Origin of the sequence: Streptomyces sp. NPDC002574 (assembly GCF_042889545.1) — a bacterium.
Lineage (GTDB): Bacteria > Actinomycetota > Actinomycetes > Streptomycetales > Streptomycetaceae > Actinacidiphila.
Map to the genome: position 1 here is coordinate 158,428 of NZ_JBIARB010000002.1, position 16,552 is coordinate 174,979.

Annotated in this window: 16 protein-coding genes; 10 read left to right on the forward strand and 6 right to left on the reverse strand. The window is 73.0% G+C overall.

Annotated elements, in window-relative coordinates:
- Positions 1-143: 143 nt before the first annotated feature.
- The 3 genes from ACFYXS_RS04600 to ACFYXS_RS04610 form a co-directional block, all read right to left on the reverse strand.
- Positions 144-3,179 carry a LamG-like jellyroll fold domain-containing protein gene (locus tag ACFYXS_RS04600; RefSeq protein ID WP_389243811.1) on the reverse strand — a complete coding sequence of 1,012 codons (3,036 nt, stop codon included), beginning with the start codon at positions 3,177-3,179 and terminating at the stop codon, positions 144-146.
- Positions 3,180-3,427: 248 nt separating this feature from the next.
- Positions 3,428-4,378, reverse strand: coding sequence for a M56 family metallopeptidase (locus tag ACFYXS_RS04605; RefSeq protein ID WP_389243813.1), 951 nt, complete (start codon positions 4,376-4,378; stop codon positions 3,428-3,430).
- Positions 4,379-4,389: 11 nt separating this feature from the next.
- Positions 4,390-4,779, reverse strand: a complete 390-nt coding sequence (locus ACFYXS_RS04610) for a BlaI/MecI/CopY family transcriptional regulator (RefSeq protein ID WP_389243815.1) — start codon at positions 4,777-4,779, stop codon at positions 4,390-4,392.
- A gap of 129 nt (positions 4,780-4,908) precedes the next feature.
- Between ACFYXS_RS04610 and ACFYXS_RS04615 the strand changes: the two genes are divergently transcribed.
- The 6 genes from ACFYXS_RS04615 (at position 4,909) to ACFYXS_RS04640 (ending at position 9,614) form a co-directional block, all read left to right on the forward strand.
- Positions 4,909-5,559, forward strand: a complete 651-nt coding sequence (locus ACFYXS_RS04615; protein ID WP_389243817.1) for a DedA family protein — start codon at positions 4,909-4,911, stop codon at positions 5,557-5,559.
- 94 nt (positions 5,560-5,653) lie between these two features.
- A complete protein-coding gene (locus tag ACFYXS_RS04620; RefSeq protein WP_389243819.1) occupies positions 5,654-6,490 on the forward strand; it encodes an undecaprenyl-diphosphate phosphatase in 837 nt (278 codons plus the stop codon).
- Between the two features lie 85 nt (positions 6,491-6,575).
- On the forward strand, positions 6,576-6,947 hold the full coding sequence (locus ACFYXS_RS04625) for a BlaI/MecI/CopY family transcriptional regulator (RefSeq protein ID WP_389243821.1): 372 nt from the start codon (positions 6,576-6,578) through the stop codon (positions 6,945-6,947).
- Positions 6,944-7,903 (forward strand): M56 family metallopeptidase, encoded by a 960-nt coding sequence (locus ACFYXS_RS04630; RefSeq protein WP_389243823.1) that lies wholly within the window; start codon positions 6,944-6,946, stop codon positions 7,901-7,903. Before ACFYXS_RS04625 ends, ACFYXS_RS04630 begins: the two co-directional genes overlap by 4 nt.
- Positions 7,904-8,076: 173 nt before the next feature.
- Entirely contained in the window at positions 8,077-8,934 is an 858-nt protein-coding gene (gene efeU / locus ACFYXS_RS04635) for an iron uptake transporter permease EfeU (RefSeq protein WP_389243825.1), read from the forward strand.
- A 62-nt stretch (positions 8,935-8,996) separates the two neighbouring features.
- The gene (locus ACFYXS_RS04640; RefSeq protein WP_389243827.1) at positions 8,997-9,614 is read left to right on the forward strand and encodes a hypothetical protein; all 618 of its coding nucleotides are present in this window, start codon (positions 8,997-8,999) and stop codon (positions 9,612-9,614) included.
- Positions 9,615-9,738: 124 nt separating this feature from the next.
- Here the strand turns inward: ACFYXS_RS04640 and ACFYXS_RS04645 are convergent, their stop codons facing one another.
- Together ACFYXS_RS04645 and ACFYXS_RS04650 are read right to left on the reverse strand one after the other, a co-directional pair.
- Positions 9,739-10,401 (reverse strand): response regulator, encoded by a 663-nt coding sequence (locus ACFYXS_RS04645; RefSeq protein ID WP_389243829.1) that lies wholly within the window; start codon positions 10,399-10,401, stop codon positions 9,739-9,741.
- Positions 10,398-11,576 carry a sensor histidine kinase gene (locus ACFYXS_RS04650; protein WP_389243831.1) on the reverse strand — a complete coding sequence of 393 codons (1,179 nt, stop codon included), beginning with the start codon at positions 11,574-11,576 and terminating at the stop codon, positions 10,398-10,400. The genes ACFYXS_RS04645 and ACFYXS_RS04650 overlap by 4 nt, the downstream gene beginning before the upstream one ends.
- A 209-nt stretch (positions 11,577-11,785) precedes the next feature.
- Between ACFYXS_RS04650 and ACFYXS_RS04655 the strand changes: the two genes are divergently transcribed.
- Positions 11,786-12,706, forward strand: coding sequence for an ATP-binding cassette domain-containing protein (locus ACFYXS_RS04655; protein ID WP_389243833.1), 921 nt, complete (start codon positions 11,786-11,788; stop codon positions 12,704-12,706).
- On the forward strand, positions 12,703-13,557 hold the full coding sequence (locus ACFYXS_RS04660; protein ID WP_389243835.1) for an ABC transporter permease: 855 nt from the start codon (positions 12,703-12,705) through the stop codon (positions 13,555-13,557). The genes ACFYXS_RS04655 and ACFYXS_RS04660 overlap by 4 nt, the downstream gene beginning before the upstream one ends.
- 121 nt (positions 13,558-13,678) lie before the next feature.
- Here the strand turns inward: ACFYXS_RS04660 and ACFYXS_RS04665 are convergent, their stop codons facing one another.
- Positions 13,679-14,113 (reverse strand): BlaI/MecI/CopY family transcriptional regulator, encoded by a 435-nt coding sequence (locus ACFYXS_RS04665; protein WP_389243837.1) that lies wholly within the window; start codon positions 14,111-14,113, stop codon positions 13,679-13,681.
- Between the two features lie 147 nt (positions 14,114-14,260).
- Between ACFYXS_RS04665 and ACFYXS_RS04670 the strand changes: the two genes are divergently transcribed.
- Both ACFYXS_RS04670 and ACFYXS_RS04675 read left to right on the forward strand, forming a co-directional pair.
- A complete protein-coding gene (locus tag ACFYXS_RS04670; protein ID WP_389243839.1) occupies positions 14,261-15,685 on the forward strand; it encodes a glycosyltransferase in 1,425 nt (474 codons plus the stop codon).
- Positions 15,682-16,434 carry a polysaccharide deacetylase family protein gene (locus ACFYXS_RS04675; protein ID WP_389243841.1) on the forward strand — a complete coding sequence of 251 codons (753 nt, stop codon included), beginning with the start codon at positions 15,682-15,684 and terminating at the stop codon, positions 16,432-16,434. Before ACFYXS_RS04670 ends, ACFYXS_RS04675 begins: the two co-directional genes overlap by 4 nt.
- Positions 16,435-16,552 lie beyond the last annotated feature (118 nt).

The following is a 16,552-nucleotide window of genomic DNA, read 5'->3' on the forward strand; positions in this document are numbered from 1 at the left end:
GCCGGCCCCGGGGTGCCGCCCCGCCCGGGGGGTGGTTGTTGGCGCGCCTCGGGGGGGGGGGGGGCCCCGGGGGGGGCCGCCGGGGGGGGGGGGGGGGGGCCGGCGGGGGGGCGGGCCCCCCGCGACCCGATCCGCGCCAGGGGTCAGGCCGGCGGGTGGTACCGGCCGGCGACGTCGGTGGATGTCAGGGCCCTGTCCCACACCTGGACCTGGTCGATCGTGCCGGGCCACAGGTCGGCGGTGCGGCCGCCGGAGAAGGCGCGGGCGATGGCCAGGGGGCCGTTCGCGGTGTCGCCGGTGAGCTGGGTCCACTCGGTGGACTGCTTCACTCCGTCGACGTAGAGGGTGTACGTGCCCGCGTCCCCGTCGTGCACGCCCACCAGTTGGTACCAGCGGCCGGTCCGCGGTTCCGCGTCGGCGAGCGCGCGGCCCTCGCTCGTCGAGAACGCGAACCGCCTGTCGGCGGCGGAGTACTGCAGGTAGAAGCCGCTGCTGACGGTGCCGTCCTGGCTGACGGCGGTGGCGAACGTGCCGGTTCTGTCGAGCCGGACCCACGCGGAGACGGTGAAGTTGCCCGCGGTGTCCACGACGGGTCCTGCGGTCTGGGCCCACTGGTCCGTGCCGTTGAACTGCACGGCGCTTCCGGAGACGCCGCCCACCCAGGTCGGTGAGCCGGTCAGTCCGGCGTCGTGGGCGCCCGAGCCGTCGTGGCCGGTGCCGCCCGCGGCTTCGTCGAGGTTCCATGTGCCGACCGGGTCACGTTGACCGGCCGGGTACGCGATGCGCAGGTTCTGCAGACGGTGGGTCGAGCGGGTCCCCTGGCCCGCGGGGCGGTACGAGGCGGTCGCGGTCAGGGCGGCGGTGCTCGCCGGTTCGGCGCCGGCGGGCGGGGTGAGGAGGTAGCTCCATGCCGCGGACCTGCCGGGCCGGATCGCGGCGACCGGGTGCTGCCCGACCGCCTCGGCCGACCAGCCCTGCGGCAGGGCGAGATCGACCCGGGGGGAGGTGAGCGTACGGTCGGTCGTGTTGCGCACCGTGACCCGGAACGGCGTGGAGGGGTGCACCGTGAGCAGTCCGGCGGCGTTGACGGGTCCGACGGTGACCTCGGCGTCGGCACTGGACGGGGCCCACGACTGGAACTCGGTGACGCCGACGAAGGCGCCCGGCGGGTTGGTGAACACCAGCCGGACCCTGCTGGTGGTCACGGTCGGGAAGGTGACGCGGTTCGTACCGTTGCCCACCGGCCGGTCGGGGCTGCGGACCTGGCCGGGCACGTCCTGCCAGGCGCCCTGGTCCCAGTACTGCACGCGGTAGCCGGCCGCGGGCCTGACCCCGCCGCCGTCGTCGTATCCGGACCAGCGGATGTCGCCGACCGGGACCGCGGCGCCGAAGTCGACACCGTAGGAGTCACTGCCGTTGGGGGAGGCGTAGTTGGTCCAGCGGGTGTTCTGCGGGACCTCGTTGTACCAGATCTTGCCGTCCAGGGCGTTCCACGGGTTGTCGTAGGGCGAGGTGTAGGAGGCGATGGGCCGGGGGTAGCCCGTGCGCAGTGGGTTCGCGGCGTCGTTGACGAGACCGTCGTCCGGGGCGGGGACCGTGGGGCCGACGGTCACGGTGGTGTCGCGCAGCGTCGTGGAGTGGTGCACGGGCCGGCCGTCGACGTACAGGCGCATGCCGGTGCCCTGGTGGTAGTGCGTGCCGTCGCGGTCCCACAGGAGCGTGACGTTGTGGCCGTGGTAGGGCACGTTCTCCGCGGCGAAGTGGTCCCATGAGCCGGGGACCAGGGGCCGCACCTCCAGCGTGTCACCGGACTGCGGCCGCAGGCCCAAAAGGCCGGAGAGCACCAGGTCGTTGAAGGTCGAGTGGTTGTAGTCCTCGCTGTGGCCGGTGCCGTCGTAGATCCAGGCGTCCTGGTCGGGCGCGTGCGCCTCGGCCACGTAGGGCTTGCCGTTCTTGGTCTGCGTCGCGGCGTAAGTGGCCAGGGCAGCCGCGTAGTCGGCCTTGGTGACGGCCATCTGCACCGGCTGGTCGTCGAGCAGGTTCGCCAGCCCGGTCAGCGTCTGCGAGGTGGCGAACGGCCAACTGGGTCCGTCCCAGCGGCAGCAGTTGCCGGCGTCCTTCATGAAGTACGGGCTGCGGCGCTCGGCGGACGTGGGGCCGTAGGGCGCGGCGAAGCCCTGGGGGTCCAGCAGTTGCGACCAGGCACCGGCGGCGGAGGGCTCGGCGGCACCGAACATCCAGGGTATGTAGCCGATTTCCTCGCGCGTGCCGGAGAGCTCGTGATCGGGGTTGTCGTCGCGCGCCATGGCGTAGTAGAAGCCGCGCTCGGGGTCCCACAGCCACTCGTGCATCGCGGACTTGAGCGCCGCGGCCCGGGAGGTGTACTCACGGGCGAGCGCGGTGTCCCCCGAGAGACGCGCGATCGCGGCGATGGCCTGGGCGTCGCCGTACTGGTAGGAGTTGAGGGTCGGCCGGTAGCCCGCGCCGCCGTGGTAGGGGTCGCCGGACTCGTAGGAGGAGGCGGAGAACTCCATGGCGTCCCAGACCGGGACCGACCAGTAGAGGCCGAGCCGCTTGTCGAACTGCCGGTCCCAGCCGCGGTACTGGCGGACCAACTGCGGCAGCAGGGTCTTCAGGTGCGCGAAGTCGCCGGTGACCTGCGCCTGCTGGTAGGCGGCGGTGGCCAGCCACATGCTGTACTCGTGCGCCCAGTCGGTGGTGTCGGCGTTCACGGCGTCGGTGGCCGGCTTCGGCCCGGCGCCCGGGCCGGTGAGCCAGAAGTCGATGTAGTCGCGGTTGTAGCCCTGGTCGCGGACCCAGCGTCCCTCGGTGACCTGGTGGCCGACGGCCGCGTTGATCGCCTGGTAGGGGGCCGCGTAACCGCAGCAGTCCAGGAACTCGGTGGAGATCCAGCCGTCGGCGGGGTCGGTCCAGCGCAGGTGTTCCTTGTACACGCGCCACCGGTAGTAGTAGACGCTCTGCATGGTGCGGTCGGGCAGGTCGACGAACGGCACGTTCGCTCGGTACCAGTCCGGGTCGGCGATGCCCTCCAGGTACGTGTCGTCGTCCAGGAAGTGGGTCCCGGCCCCCACGGCCGGCAGTGGCCCTGGGGCGGCGGCTTGCCCCGTCGGCGCGCCGTCCGCGCGAGCCGGGACGGCGACCAGGCTGAGCACGATCATCAGCAGCGCGGTCGCGCTCGCTGCCGATCGGGCGGGGAGACGGAGGACTCGGCCTAACGAGGGAAGCATCGGGCGCGTCCTTTCGCTGCATCCTTACAACGATGTAAACGCACAAAGTTGCTCACGAACACACAGGAGTCGTCAACCCTTCTCGCAGAGGGAGTTGGGAGACCGGGCGTGCGGGACGGCGGGGGCCCGGGTAGCGGGGCAGCAGGGGGGTACGTCGGCGACCTGGTCCAGCGCCGGGCCTACGAGGCGCCGATGGATTCCAGCAGCAGGTGGAGGTCCTGTGCCGCGTCGGCGGTGGAGCCGGTTGCGGCGATGAGGACCGCCGCGGTGGCGGCGGTCAGAAGGGGGTGGCGGCCGAGCGGCGGGGCGAGCAGTGCGGCGACGCGGCGGGGGACCGGACCCGCGGTGGCGAGCGGGTTGCGGCGGCCCAGCGAGCCGAGGACGCCGAGGGCGGCGCCCGCGCCGCGGAGGCGGGCGGGGGCACGGTGGGCGGCGAGGGCCGCCTTGCCGACCGCGCGGGCGACCCGGGTCCGGTCCCCGGCGGCGGTGGCGGCGTTCTCGTCGGCCCATCGTTCGATGGTGTACGTGACGGCCGAGGCGAGCGGGCGCAGCAGGGGATTGGCCGCGGCGCCCAGCTGTGCCAGGGCGACGAAGGCGTAGTGGTGGCCCGCGAGGTGGGCGCGTTCGTGGGTGAGCAGGATGTCGTGCTCGCCGGCGTCCAGCACGTGGAGCATGCCGGTGGAGACGACGATGCGGCCGGGCAGTCCGGGCAGCGCGTAGGCGTCCGGTGCCTCGTCGTCGACGACGACCAGGCCGTCGCGCGTGGGCATGCAGGCGGCTTCCAGGGCGGCCGCGGCCAGCGTGCGGGCGCGGCGCCAGAGCATGCGGGCCGCGGCCGTGACGGCGCCGCCCAGGAGCAGCCCGGCCAGCAGGGCGACGGACAGTTCGGCGGGGTCGTTGCGCTGGGCGGTGTGCGCCGACCAGTGGCCGAGGGAGGCGAGCAGCGGGATGCGGATCAGTGCGGTGGTGGCCAGCAGGCCCAGTGAGATGGTGCTCGCGGTCGCCAGGACCACCGCGGAGGCGGTCAGGAGCCAGGTGGCCAGCCGCGGTTCGCAGCGCGTCGACAGCGGCCGCGCCCCGAGCGGGGCGAGCAGGGACAGCAGCAGCGGGAGGTAGACGGCGATACGCATCCGGGCGGGCCTTACCTGTCGGGGTCCTGCTCGGCGCCGAGCAGGTGGCGCAGCAGGTCGGCGTCGGTGGCGGACAGTCCGTCGGCGAAACGGGCGAGCACCGCCTCGCGGTCGTCCCGTTCCTCCAGGACGGTGCGCATGCGGCGGGCGGCGAAACCGGCGTCGTCGGTCACGGGCGCGTAGGCGTAGGCCCGGCCGCGCGGGGTGCGGGTGAGCAGCTGCTTGGTGTGCATGCGGGTGAGGATCGTCACCACGGTGCTGTAGGTCAGGTCACCGGTGAGGCGGGTCGCGACCTCGCCCGGGGTCAGCGCGCCCTGCGCCTGCTGCAGCACGGCAAGGACCTCGGCCTCCCGCTCGCCGTTGGCCCGCTTGCGGCCTCTTCCTTGCGTGTCCGCGTCCATGCGTTTGGCGTTTCCTCGCTCGTCTTCTACAGTCGTGTAGACCTTCTACGGTGGTGTAAAGACCGTCGTGTCCCGAGTGTGCCATGCGCCCGTGCCCCCGGGACGCGCAGGGCAGGAAAGGACCCGTGGGTGTCCCAGGCCCTCAATCCGCTGGACGCCACATCGCTGCTGACGGCTCTCGGAGCCGTCGGGGTGTTCCTGGTGCTGTTCGCCGAGACCGGCCTTCTGGTCGGCTTCTTCCTGCCCGGCGACTCGCTGCTGTTCACCGCCGGCCTGCTGTGCACCACCGGGGCCGGCGGCGTCCACCTGTCCCTGCCCGGCGTGCTCGTCGCCGCCGTGGCGGGAGCACTGCTCGGCGCCCAGACCGGTTATCTGATCGGCCTTCGCGCCGGGCGGGCCCTGCTCGGCCGCACCCGCAACCGGCATCTGCTGGACGGGGCGCAGCGGGCCGAGGAACTGCTGTCCCGCTACGGCCATCGCAAGGCCATCGTGCTGGCCCGCTTCATCCCGGTGGTGCGCACGGTGCTCAACCCGCTGGCGGGAGTGGTCCGGGTGCCCGCGCGCACCTTCACCCTGTGGCAGGTCGTCGGCGGGCTGGTGTGGACGGTCGGCCTGGTGCTGGGCGGATACGCCCTGGGCTCCAGCATCCCCAACGTCGACCGGTATCTGCTGCCCCTGGTCTGCCTGATCGTCGCCGTCTCCCTCCTTCCGCTGGTCCTGGAAGTGGTGCGGGCACGCCGCCGCCGCGGTTCCGACCCGGCCCGGGAGACCGTCGGGTGAGGAGCACCTCCCCGGCCGCGGCCCCGCCGCCGCGTCCCGTCCCGCAGCTCCCGCACGCCCACCACCCCTTCACCCCGCACAGAAACGGACCCCAATGAGCGCCATCAGCGTCGGCCAGGCCGCTGTCCTCGGAATCGTGGAGGGGGTCACGGAATTCCTGCCCGTCTCGTCCACGGGCCATCTGAAGATCACCGAGGGCCTCATGGGCATCCCGGTCGACGACGCCTCCGTGGTCGGCTTCACCGCCGTCATCCAGGTGGGCGCCATCGCCGCGGTCCTGGTGTACTTCTTCAAGGACATCGTCCGGATCTGCAAGGCGTGGTTCACGGGCCTGGTCAACCGTGAGGAGCGGTACCACCACGACTACAAGTTCGGCTGGTGGGTGATCTTCGCGACGATCCCGATCGTGGTGGTCGGCCTCGCGGCCAAGCCGCTCATCGAAGGCACTCTCGCCTCGCTCTGGGTGGTCGCCGGCTCCCTCATCGTGGGCAGCGGTGTGATGTGGGCCGCCGACCAGATGGGCCGCCACAAGCGCGGCGAGGACGACACCACCTTCAAGGACGCCATGCTCGTCGGCTCCTCGCAGATCCTCGCCCTGCTCTTCCCCGGCTTCTCCCGCTCCGGCGCGACGATGTCCACCGCGCTCGTCCTCGACCTGGACCGGGTCGCGGCCACCCGCCTGTCCTTCTTCCTCGGCATCCCCGCGCTGACCGGCGCCGGCCTGTACGAGCTGAAGGACGCCCTCGGCGCGGGCGTCGGCACCGCCCCCCTGGTCGTCGGCACCGCGGTGTCCTTCGTCGTCGCCTATGCCTCGATCGCCTGGCTGCTGAGGTTCGTCGCCAAGCACTCCTTCAACGCGTTCGTGTTCTACCGGGTCGTCGTCGGCGTCCTGCTCCTCGCGCTCCTGGGCACCGGAGCGCTGACCGCATGACCACATGACCGCGTGACCGCATGACCGCCGCCGTCTTCGATAATGGAAGGGCATGACGGCGGACGATCCGGGGAGGGGACGGTCCATGGCGGACGCGGACAGCGAGCGACGGCCTGCGGGCGAGTTGGAGGCCAGTGTGCTCGCGGCGCTGTGGGCGGCGGGAAAACCGCAGACCGCGGCGCAGGTCAGGGAGGCGATCCCGCAGGAACTCGCCCGCACCACGGTGGCGACCCTCCTGACGCGCCTTCACGAGAAGGGCGCGGTGGGACGCAGCCCCGGCGGGCGCGGTTTCGTCTACTTCCCGGTGGAGGACTCCCACGGCCTGACCGCCCGCCGGATGCACCGCGAGCTCGACCAGGACGACGACCGCGGCAGAGTGCTGGCCCGGTTCGTCGAAGGTCTCAGCCCCGGTGACGAGGCCGAGCTGCGGCGCCTGCTGGAGGGCGACGGCGGGTGATCGCCCTTCTGCTCCTTCCCCTGGTGCTGCCGTTCGTCCTGCCGCCGCTGGCCCGGCGGGTGGTGCACCAGGTACGGCCCGCGATCGCGCTGTGGGCCGTCACCTCGGCCGCGTCGGCGTTGGCCATCGGGGTGGTGGCCTGCCTGGGAGTCCTGCTGATCCCCCTGGCCCTCACGGTGCCGCCGGTCGCCGCGCTCGCGGAGCTGATCCAGCCGCTCCAGGCCGGTCCGGGGTTCCTCGTGATGGCCGTGTCGGCCCTGGCCGCCGGGGCGCTCGTGGTCACCTCGGTCACCGGCGTGCGTCGTGCGTGGTCGGAGGTGCGACGCTTCCGCGCGGCGCACGGCGACGTCGCCGGCCTCCCGGAGGCGGGGGGCCTGTGCGTGCTCGACGACCCCCGCCCGGACGCCTACGCGCTGCCGGGAACCCGTCGCCGCCCCGGCCGGATCGTGGTGACCACCGGCATGCTCCGCGCCCTGGCCCCCGCCGAACGTGAGCCCCTGCTCGCCCATGAGCGTGCCCATCTCGCCGGGCGCCACCACCTGTTCCTCGCCGCCGCACAGCTCGCCGGATGGTGCCACCCGGCGCTCGCCGCGGTCGTGCCGCAGGTGTCGTTCGCCGCCGAGCGTGTCGCGGACGAGGCCGCCGCGAGGGCCGCCGGCGACCGGGCGCTGACGGCGCAGGCCGTCGGCCGGGCCGCCCTGGCCGTCACCCGCGGCCGGGAGCGGATCGAACGGCCCATGGTCGCCAGGGGTGTTGTCAGCGGTCCGGTTCCCGCCCGGGTCAAGGCCCTGCTGGCCCAGGCTCCCACCCGTCGTCTCACGCCCGTGCTGGTCGCCGTCACCCTGCTGTGCGGCACCGCTGCCGCCTCCTCGCTCACCGGGGCGATCTGGCTGCACGACGGGGTCGAGGTCGCGCAGGGGGAGGACCCCGACCACTGCACCCCGTCCTTGCCGTGACGGTGCCGCCCTCCAGGTCCCCCGGGTCCTCCACATCCCCCGGGTCCGCACACGGGAGATAAGGGCAGCCTTTCCTTTGATGTCTACAGTTCTGTAGACTCACGTGCACGCGCCGGCCGAGCCGCTGTCCGAGCTTGCCGCGGCCGTGTTCACGTAGCCCCGGAAGGACCCCCGTGTTCGGCAACTACCTCATCGGCCTGCGCGAGGGCCTCGAGGCCAGCCTCGTCGTGTGCATCCTCGTCGCCTACCTGGTGAAGACCGGCAACCGCCGCCAATTGGCGCCCGTTTGGGCCGGTGTCGGTATCGCCGTGGCCTTGAGCCTGGCCTTCGGCGCCCTCCTGCAGTTCGGCTCGTCCACTCTCACCTTCCATGCCAAGGAAGCGCTCGGCGGCTCCCTGTCCGTCCTGTCCGTGGCGCTCGTGACCTGGATGGTGTTCTGGATGCGGCGTACCGCCCGCCACCTCAGGAGCGAGCTGCAGGGCAAACTCGACGCGGCTCTCGCCGTCGGCACCGGCGCGCTGGTGGTGACCTCGTTCCTGGCCGTCGGACGTGAGGGCCTGGAGACGTCCCTGTTCATCTGGACGGCGGTGCAGGCCACCGACGACGGCGTCCGCCCCCTCGTCGGCGCCCTCCTCGGCCTGGCCACCTCCGCAGTCCTGGGCTGGCTGTTCTACAAGGGCGCCCTGCGCATCAACCTGGCGAAGTTCTTCCGCTGGACGGGCGCCATGCTCGTGGTCGTCGCGGCCGGTGTCCTCGCCTACGGCATCCACGACCTCCAGGAAGCCGACTTCCTGCCCGGGTTGCACCGCCTGGCCTTCGACATCAGCACCACCATTCCGCCGGACTCCTGGTACGGCACCCTGCTCAAGGGCGTCTTCAACTTCCAGCCCGACCCCACCCTCGTCCAGGTGATCGTCTGGGCGCTGTACCTGGTCCCGGTGATGGCCTTCTTCCTGGCCCCCGAACGCGGCAAGCCCGCGTCGCATGCCGAGAAGACGGCCGAACGACCGCCGTTGCCCGCGGAGCGGTGACGCTCCTCACCCGCGCCGGCCCCGCCGCGACACGACAGGACGGCACCTGAACAGGGAGAACCGTGCACGAACCAGATGATGAGGCCCCCGACGGCCCGGCGGCCCGTGTGGTGGCGTGGCTCACCGCACGCGACGTGATCGAACGCGACCTGCACGACGCCCTGGGCGGGCGAGTGAGCCAACGTGACGACACGGTCTCCAGGATGGCCGACGTGCTGCAGGCGACGGCCCACGGGATGGCGCCGGAGGCGGCCGCGGTGTGGGCGGGCGTGCCGTATCCGGTGCTGCGGACCTGGCTGGAGCAGGATCCCGCCTTCGCCACCGCCGTCACGTCAGCGGCCGCGCTGGCGGCAGCACATGGAATGCGACCGGCCGGCGCGGCCACCCCGGCGATGGTCCGTGTCGCCGTACTCGCCATCAGCCGGGGCGAGAACTGGCAGTCCGCCGCCCGCCTGGCGGGATTCACCCCGTGGACGTTCCGCCGGCTGTGCGGCACGTCGCCCGCGTTCGGTGCCATGACCCGTGCCGCACGCAAACTGCGGCCCCGCAGGTCGAAGCACTTCGTCCCGGCCACCTTCCGCCCACGACGCCCGGGGCAGACCGCCGGCAAGGAGCAGGGCCACCGCCTGGTACGCCTGGACGACCCGGTGCTCGCCCCCCAACGCCCCGAGGAGGACTGACCGGTGGTCACGGGTCGACGTCGCGCTCCCCGGCGACGTCGTGTCCCGGTGTCGTCGACCCGCCGGAGAAGCCCCGCGTGGGCAGGTCCTGACGGTTCCGACGGGGCCGCACGCGGGCACGTGCTCAGTGAGGGACCGTGACCAGTCCCGCCTCGTAGGCGACGATCACGAGTTGGACGCGGTCCCGGGCGCCCAGTTTGGTGAAGAGCCGTGAGACGTGCGACTTGGCGGTCGCCACCGAGATGACGAGGTCCTGTGCGATCTCGATGTTCGTCCGGCCGCGCCCGACGAGGGTGAGCACCTCCCGTTCCCTCTCGGTGATGCCCTCGATCAGCCGCGTGGAGCGCTTCAGGTGGGACCGGGGCGGTCCGGCGAAGTCCGCGATCAGACGGCGGGTCACACCCGGTGCGATCAGTGCGTCGCCCGCGGCGACGACGCGGATCGCCGCGAGGATGTCGCTCAGCGCCATGTCCTTGACCAGGAAGCCGCTCGCACCGGCCCGGAGCGCGCCGTAGACGTGGTCGTCCTCGTCGAAGGTGGTCAGTACCAGGACGCGAGCGGTCGCCGGACCGGTCGTGATCAGGCGCGTGGCCTCGATCCCGTCCATGCCGGGCATCCTGATGTCCATCACCACGACATCGGGGCGGACATCCCTGACGAGTTCGACCGCCTCGCTGCCGGTGGCCGCTTCACCGACGACCTCGAGGTCCGGGTGGTCGGCCATCAGGACCCGCAGCCCGGAGCGGACCAGCGGCTGGTCGTCGGCGAGCACGATCCGGATCGTCATCGGGCCTCCGCGCGGGCGTCGGCGGGTTCGGGCAGCGGCAGCCGGGCCGCCACCCGGAAGCCGCCCTCGGGGCGCGGCCCGGCGTTGAGGTGGCCGTGCAGCAGGCCGACCCGCTCCCGCATGCCCACGAGGCCGAAGCCGTGGGCCGGGCCGCTCGCGGTGGCGCCGCGTCCGTCGTCGGCGACCTCCACGGTCAGTTCCTCGTCACCGAAGTCGACGGTGACCCGGCAGTGCCCGGTGTCCGCGTGCCGGACCACGTTCGTCAGCGCTTCCTGCACGATGCGGTACGCGGACAGGTCGATGTCGGCCGGCAGGGGACGCGGGTTCCCGCCGCGGCGCACGTCGACGCGTACTCCCGCCTGCTCGGTGGCGGCCGCCAGCCGTTCGAGGTCGTCGAGGCCTGGTGAGGGCCCGAGCGGTGCCCGTCCCGAGGCCGCGGCGCCGGCCGCGTCGGCCTGACGGAGGGCCACCACGGTGCGACGCAGGCCCGACAGGGTCTCCCGGCTGGTGGCCTCGATGGCGTGCAGCGCGTTGCGGGCCTCCGCGGGCTGCGTCCCGATCACCTGGTGGCCCACCCCCGCCTGGATGGCGATGATGCCGATGCTGTGGGCGACCATGTCGTGCAACTCCCGTGCGATGCGAAGTCGTTCGGCGGTCACGGCCTCGGCAACCTCCCGTGTGCGCAGCGCTGCCGTGTGCTCACGGCGCTCACGGCCCAGCAGGCCGGCCAGACAGGAGGCGGCCATCGCCAGGAGGGCGATCACGCCGTTGACGGTCAGGTTGTCCCCGTGCGCGAAGCCGCCGATCAGCAGGAGTTGCGCGGTGAAGGAGAGGGCCACGGCGACGATCGAGGCTCGCCACGTACGGGTGGCGACGATGAGGCCGAGGACGAGGTCCACCGCCAGAAACGAAAGGAACTCACCCTGGAACGACCCCTCCAGGTCGACAGGTACCGAGACGGGGGTGAGCATCACCGCGACGGTGGATCCGAGGAGCGTCATGGCCAGGGCGAGCAGCGGTATCCGCCGGATCACCCCGACGAGGAGGCTCGCGGCCAGCAGCGATGCGACAGCGTGCACCGTTCCCGAGGCCCGCGCCGCGCCCCCCGCCGGCAGGACCAGCATGGCGAGGTAGAGGGCACCCCCGATCCAAGCCGTGGCCTTGGACCGCGTCATCGGCGGTGGGCCTGTGCGAGGCGGCGGTCGCGCTGCGAGGAGCGCGCCGGCAACGAGGCGGTGGATGCGGTGTCCATGCCGCCGAGACTAACCACCTCTCGCCCGCGCGGCATCGGCCCGGGGACGTACACCCGCGGGCCGACTCCGGCCGTGCGATTGCCATCCACGGCCCCATGCCCGGACGCGGATCTCCCGGCAGCGTTGTCCCCGTGATCGAAGTCGACGAACTCACCAAGCGATACGGCGGCACGATGGCCGTCGACCATCTGTCCTTCACCGTGCGACCGGGTCAGGTCACCGGATTCCTCGGCCCCAACGGCGCGGGGAAGACCACCACGCTGCGGATGATCCTCGGCCTGGAGGCGCCCACAGGTGGTGCCGCCACCGTGGGGGGCGTCCCCTTCCGCGACCACCTCCGCGGACTGCGGCACGTCGGTGCCCTCCTCGACGCCAACCAGGTCCACGGCGGACGCAGCGCGGCGGCCCACCCGTCCGCCCTGGCCCGCAGCAACCGCATCCCGTCGCGCCGAGTGGACGAGGTGCTGGGGGAGGTGGGGCTGGCGGATGTGGCGCGGCGCCGCATCGGCGGGTTCTCACTCGGCATGAAGCAGCGGCTCGGGATCGCCACCGCCCTCCTCGGGGACCCGCCCGTGCTGATGTTCGACGAGCCGGTCAACGGCATGGACCCGGAGGGCGTGCTGTGGGTGCGCCGGCTTTTCCGGCGCCTGGCCGCCGAGGGGCGGACGGTCTTCCTCTCCAGCCACCTGATGTCGGAGATGGAGAACACCGCCGATCAGCTCGTCGTCATCGGCCGGGGCCGGCTCGTCGCCGCCGAATCGGTGCGGGACTTCGCGGCCCGCGGCACCTTCCTCGGTGTCGTGGTCGGCACCCCGCGGGCCACCGAGCTGACGGCGGTGCTCGTCGCCGCCGGGGCGTCGGTGGAGCCGCAGGGGCCGTCCGGCACGGGGCGGCTCGTCGTGACCGGGCTGCCCGCGGACCGGATCGGAGCGCTCGCCCTCGACCACCGGATCGTGCTGCACGAACTGACCACCCGGACCGCCTCACTGGAGGAGGCCTTCATGGAACTCACCGCCGACAGCGTCGAATATCCGGCAGGACGGCCCCGATGACCACACACCATTCCGGCCCTTCGACCGCCTCGGACACGCCCGTCACGGAACCGCCCTGCCGTTTCTTCGACCTGCTCGCCTCCGAGTGGATCAAGATGCGGTCCCTGCGCTCCACGCCGTGGACGATCGCACTGACCGCTCTGTTCGTCATCGGGTCATCCGCCGTGGCGGCGCTCGCCACCGCCAGGCACCTCGCCGACGCCGGCCAGGGCGCGCGGCAGCCCCACGACTTCCTGCCCTTCGACGCCTATCCGCCGGCCGGCTACCTGACGCTGATGCTGGTCGCCGGCAGTGTCGGCGCCATCACCGTGGTGAGCGAGTACGGCAGCGGCCTGATCCGGACCACGACCGCGGCCGTCCCTGCCCGGGGGTCGGTGGTGCTGGCCAAGGCGGTCGTCACCGCCGCGCTGTGGACCGCGGTCGGTGCGGCTGTCTCGACCGGTTCCTTCCTGGTTTCCCAGGCCGTCCTGAACGGGCAGCACGCCGGGGTCCCCCTCGGCCACCCTGGGGTGCTCCGGGCGCTGGTGGCGTCGGCGCTGCTGGCCCCGGTCTGCGCACTGGTGGGCCTGGGGCTCGGCGTCCTGATCCGGCACAGCGCCGCCACCATGGTGACCAGTGCCTTCACGCTGCTGATGCTGCCGACGCTCTTCTCCCAGAGCGAGCGCTGGTCCGCGGATGTCAACCACACCATGGTGGCCGCCGCTTGGCGCCGCCTGGTCCAGAACTGGGGGCCGTCGCCCGCATCCCACATGGTCACCGCCACAGTCCCCGGGTCCTGGCTCGTGTACGGGCTCTGGCCGGTGATCGCGGTAGCGGTCGCCGTGGCCGTCGTACGGCGCCGGGACGTGTGACGGGGTTCGCGGTGCGACGACGGGAACCGCACGACCCGCTACTACATCTTGTAGGTAAAGGTCGTGTCCGTGAGTCCACGGGAGGGGGTGCGGAGGGTGAGCGGGGCAGTCGACGTCGGCGTCATTGCCCCGCGCGGCGGCGGGCGGTTCCGCCGCCGGGTCCGTCGGGTGCCTCGTCAGTGGTCAGGAGTCGTTGCAGCATCTGCTCGTCCTCCGGTGAGAGGTCCGAGACGAAGCGGGCGAGGACGGCCTCCCGGTCCGATCCCGCGTCGAGCAGGGTGCGCATGCGCTGTGCGGTGTGGGAGGCCTCGTCGCGCGCGGGTGCGTACGCGTAGCCGCGCCCCTGCCGGTGCCGGACGAGCATGCCCTTGCCGTGCAGCCGGACCAGGATCGTCAGAACGGTGGTGTACGCCAGGTCTCCCGGCAGCCGCTGCTGCACCTGGCCCGCGGTCAGGGGTTCCTCGGCCGACCAGAGGGCGGTGAGGACGTCGTTCTCCAACGCTCCGCGCGCACGCCGGGGAGCCGCACCGCTGTCGTCGTGTTTCCGTTCGCGCACCGTGCTCGCCCCTCTGTCGGCTCGGCCCTCAAGGTTACCGCCGCGCGTGCCGGCCGCCGGCGGAGATGGGGCCGGGCGTGGGGCCGGAAGGAACTACTACATGTTGTAGAGTTTCGCCCGCTCCCACCATCGCACGGAGGAACGCCCATGTCGCACGCCGGCGGAACGGTCGACCCGAACACGGCGGACGCCGTCCCCGCCCCCGGGCGGCCGGCGCCACCGGGCAGGGTCGTGATCATCTCCGCCGGCATGGGAGCGGGCCACGACGGCGCCGCGGCCGAACTGGCCCGCCGCATCACCCTCAGCGGGACCGCCGTCGACCGGTACGACCTGCTCGACCTGCTGCCCGCGCGGCTCGGCCGCGCGCTCGGCGCCGGCTACCACCGCCTCCTGGTCCACGCGCCCTGGGCGTACCAGCGGATCTACAGCAGCACCGAGCAGGCCGGCGGCACGGGACCCGCGGCCCGCGCCCTGCTCCGCGCCGCGGAGCGGCGGGTACTGGAGACGCTGCCGGCCGACACCCTCGCGGTCGTCTCCACCTATCCGGGCGCCAGCCGCGTCCTGGGCTCGCTGCGCCTCGACGGCCGGCTGAGCGTCCCCGTCCTCACCTACCTGACCGACTTCTCCGTGCACCCCCTCTGGGTGGCGCCGGGCGTGGACACCCACCTGGCCGCGCACGCCGTCCCCGCCGCGCAGGCCCGCGCGCTCGGCGCGGCCGACGTCCGGGTGAGCGGGCCCGTGACCGATCCGCGGTTCGTCCCCGGCGGCCCGTCGGAACGCGACGCCGCCCGCGCCCGGTTGGGGCTGCCGCAGAGCGTCCCGCTGGCCCTGCTGGTCGCCGGCTCGTGGGGTGTCGGGCCGGTACGGCAGGTCGCCGCGGAGATACGCGCCGGCGGCGCGGCGGTTCCCGTCGTGGTCTGCGGCCGCAACGAGGCCCTGGCCGAGCGGCTGCGCGCGGACGGCGTCGGGCACGTCTTCGGCTGGACCGACGACATGCCCGCCCTGATGCACGCCACCGACGTCCTGGTGCAGAACGCGGGAGGCCTCACGTCGCTGGAGGCATTCGCCTGCGGTCTGCCCGTGGCCAGTTACCGCTGCATACCCGGCCACGGACTGACCAACGCCGCCGCACTCGACGAGGCGGGACTGGCCACGTGGATACGCGACCCCGAGCACCTCGCCCCCGGCCTTGCCGAGCTCATTCACGGCCCGCGCGCAGAGCGGCAACGCGCCGCGGGCCTCGCCCTGTTCACCGCCGGACCGGACAACGGCCCGGCAGCCGTCGTACTCCGGGGCCGCCCCGGTGTCAGGCCCGTCTCCGCGCGCCGTCATGAGACGGCCCCCCGACCGGCAGCCGCGCACGTGACACGGCCGCGCTTTGCCCTCCGGCGGCTGGCCGCCACCGCCGCGGCGGCGTGCGCACTGTGGGCGGGTGGTGTCGGCCTGGGCATCGCCACCACGCACGACTACCCGGGCCTGCTGCGCGCCATCGACCACCGGATCGACCCCGACGACCTGACGCCCGCCCCCGCCCCCGCCCTCGCCCCCGTCCCGGAGGAAGACCGGCCGTGACCAGCACCCGATTCCTGCGCAGCACGGCCCTCATCGCGCTGCCCGCCCTCGCGGCCGTCCACGCCGCACCCGTCGTCTCCACCTTCGGGCCGTTGCGCAACCGCGTCATGCCCCGGCTGTCCGGGCAGGGCCGGACCGACCATGTGGCCCTCACCTTCGACGACGGACCCGACCCGCTGTCCACCCCCTTCTTCCTGCGCCTGCTGGCCGCCCGTCGCGTACAGGCCACCTTCTTCCTCCTGGGCGCCCAGGCGCGCCGCTCGCCGGGCCTGGTCCGTGAGATCGCCCTGGCCGGCCACGAGATCGCCCTCCACGGCTGGCACCATCGCCCCCTGCTGCTGCGCGGCCCGCGCTCCACCTACGACGACCTGGCCCGCTCCCGCGACCTGGTCGCCGACCTCACGGGACGGCAACCCGGCCTGTTCCGGCCCCCGTACGGCGTCATGACCACCTCCGCCCACCTCGTGGCGCGCCGGCTCGGTCTGACCCCCGTGCTGTGGACCTGCTGGGGCGAGGACTGGACGGCCCGTGCCACCCCGGAGTCCGTGCACCGCACGGTCACCGCCGACCTGCGGGGCGGCGGGACGGTCCTGCTCCACGACTCGGACTGCACCTCCGCACCGGGAGCCTGGCGATCCGCCCTCGGCGCCCTGCCCCGCGTTCTCGACACCTGCCAGGAGCGCGGTCTGGACGTCGGCCCGCTGCGCGACCACGGGACGGACGGGCGGTCGTCCGCCCCGCGGACGTGACCTCTGCCGAGCCGGTCGGGGACGTCCCGCCGCTCGGGGCTCCGTCGGACACACCGGCCTCGGTCATCGGCAACGGCCCCGTGTGAGTGGCTTCTTGCGTGTTTCCAGCCGATTATTT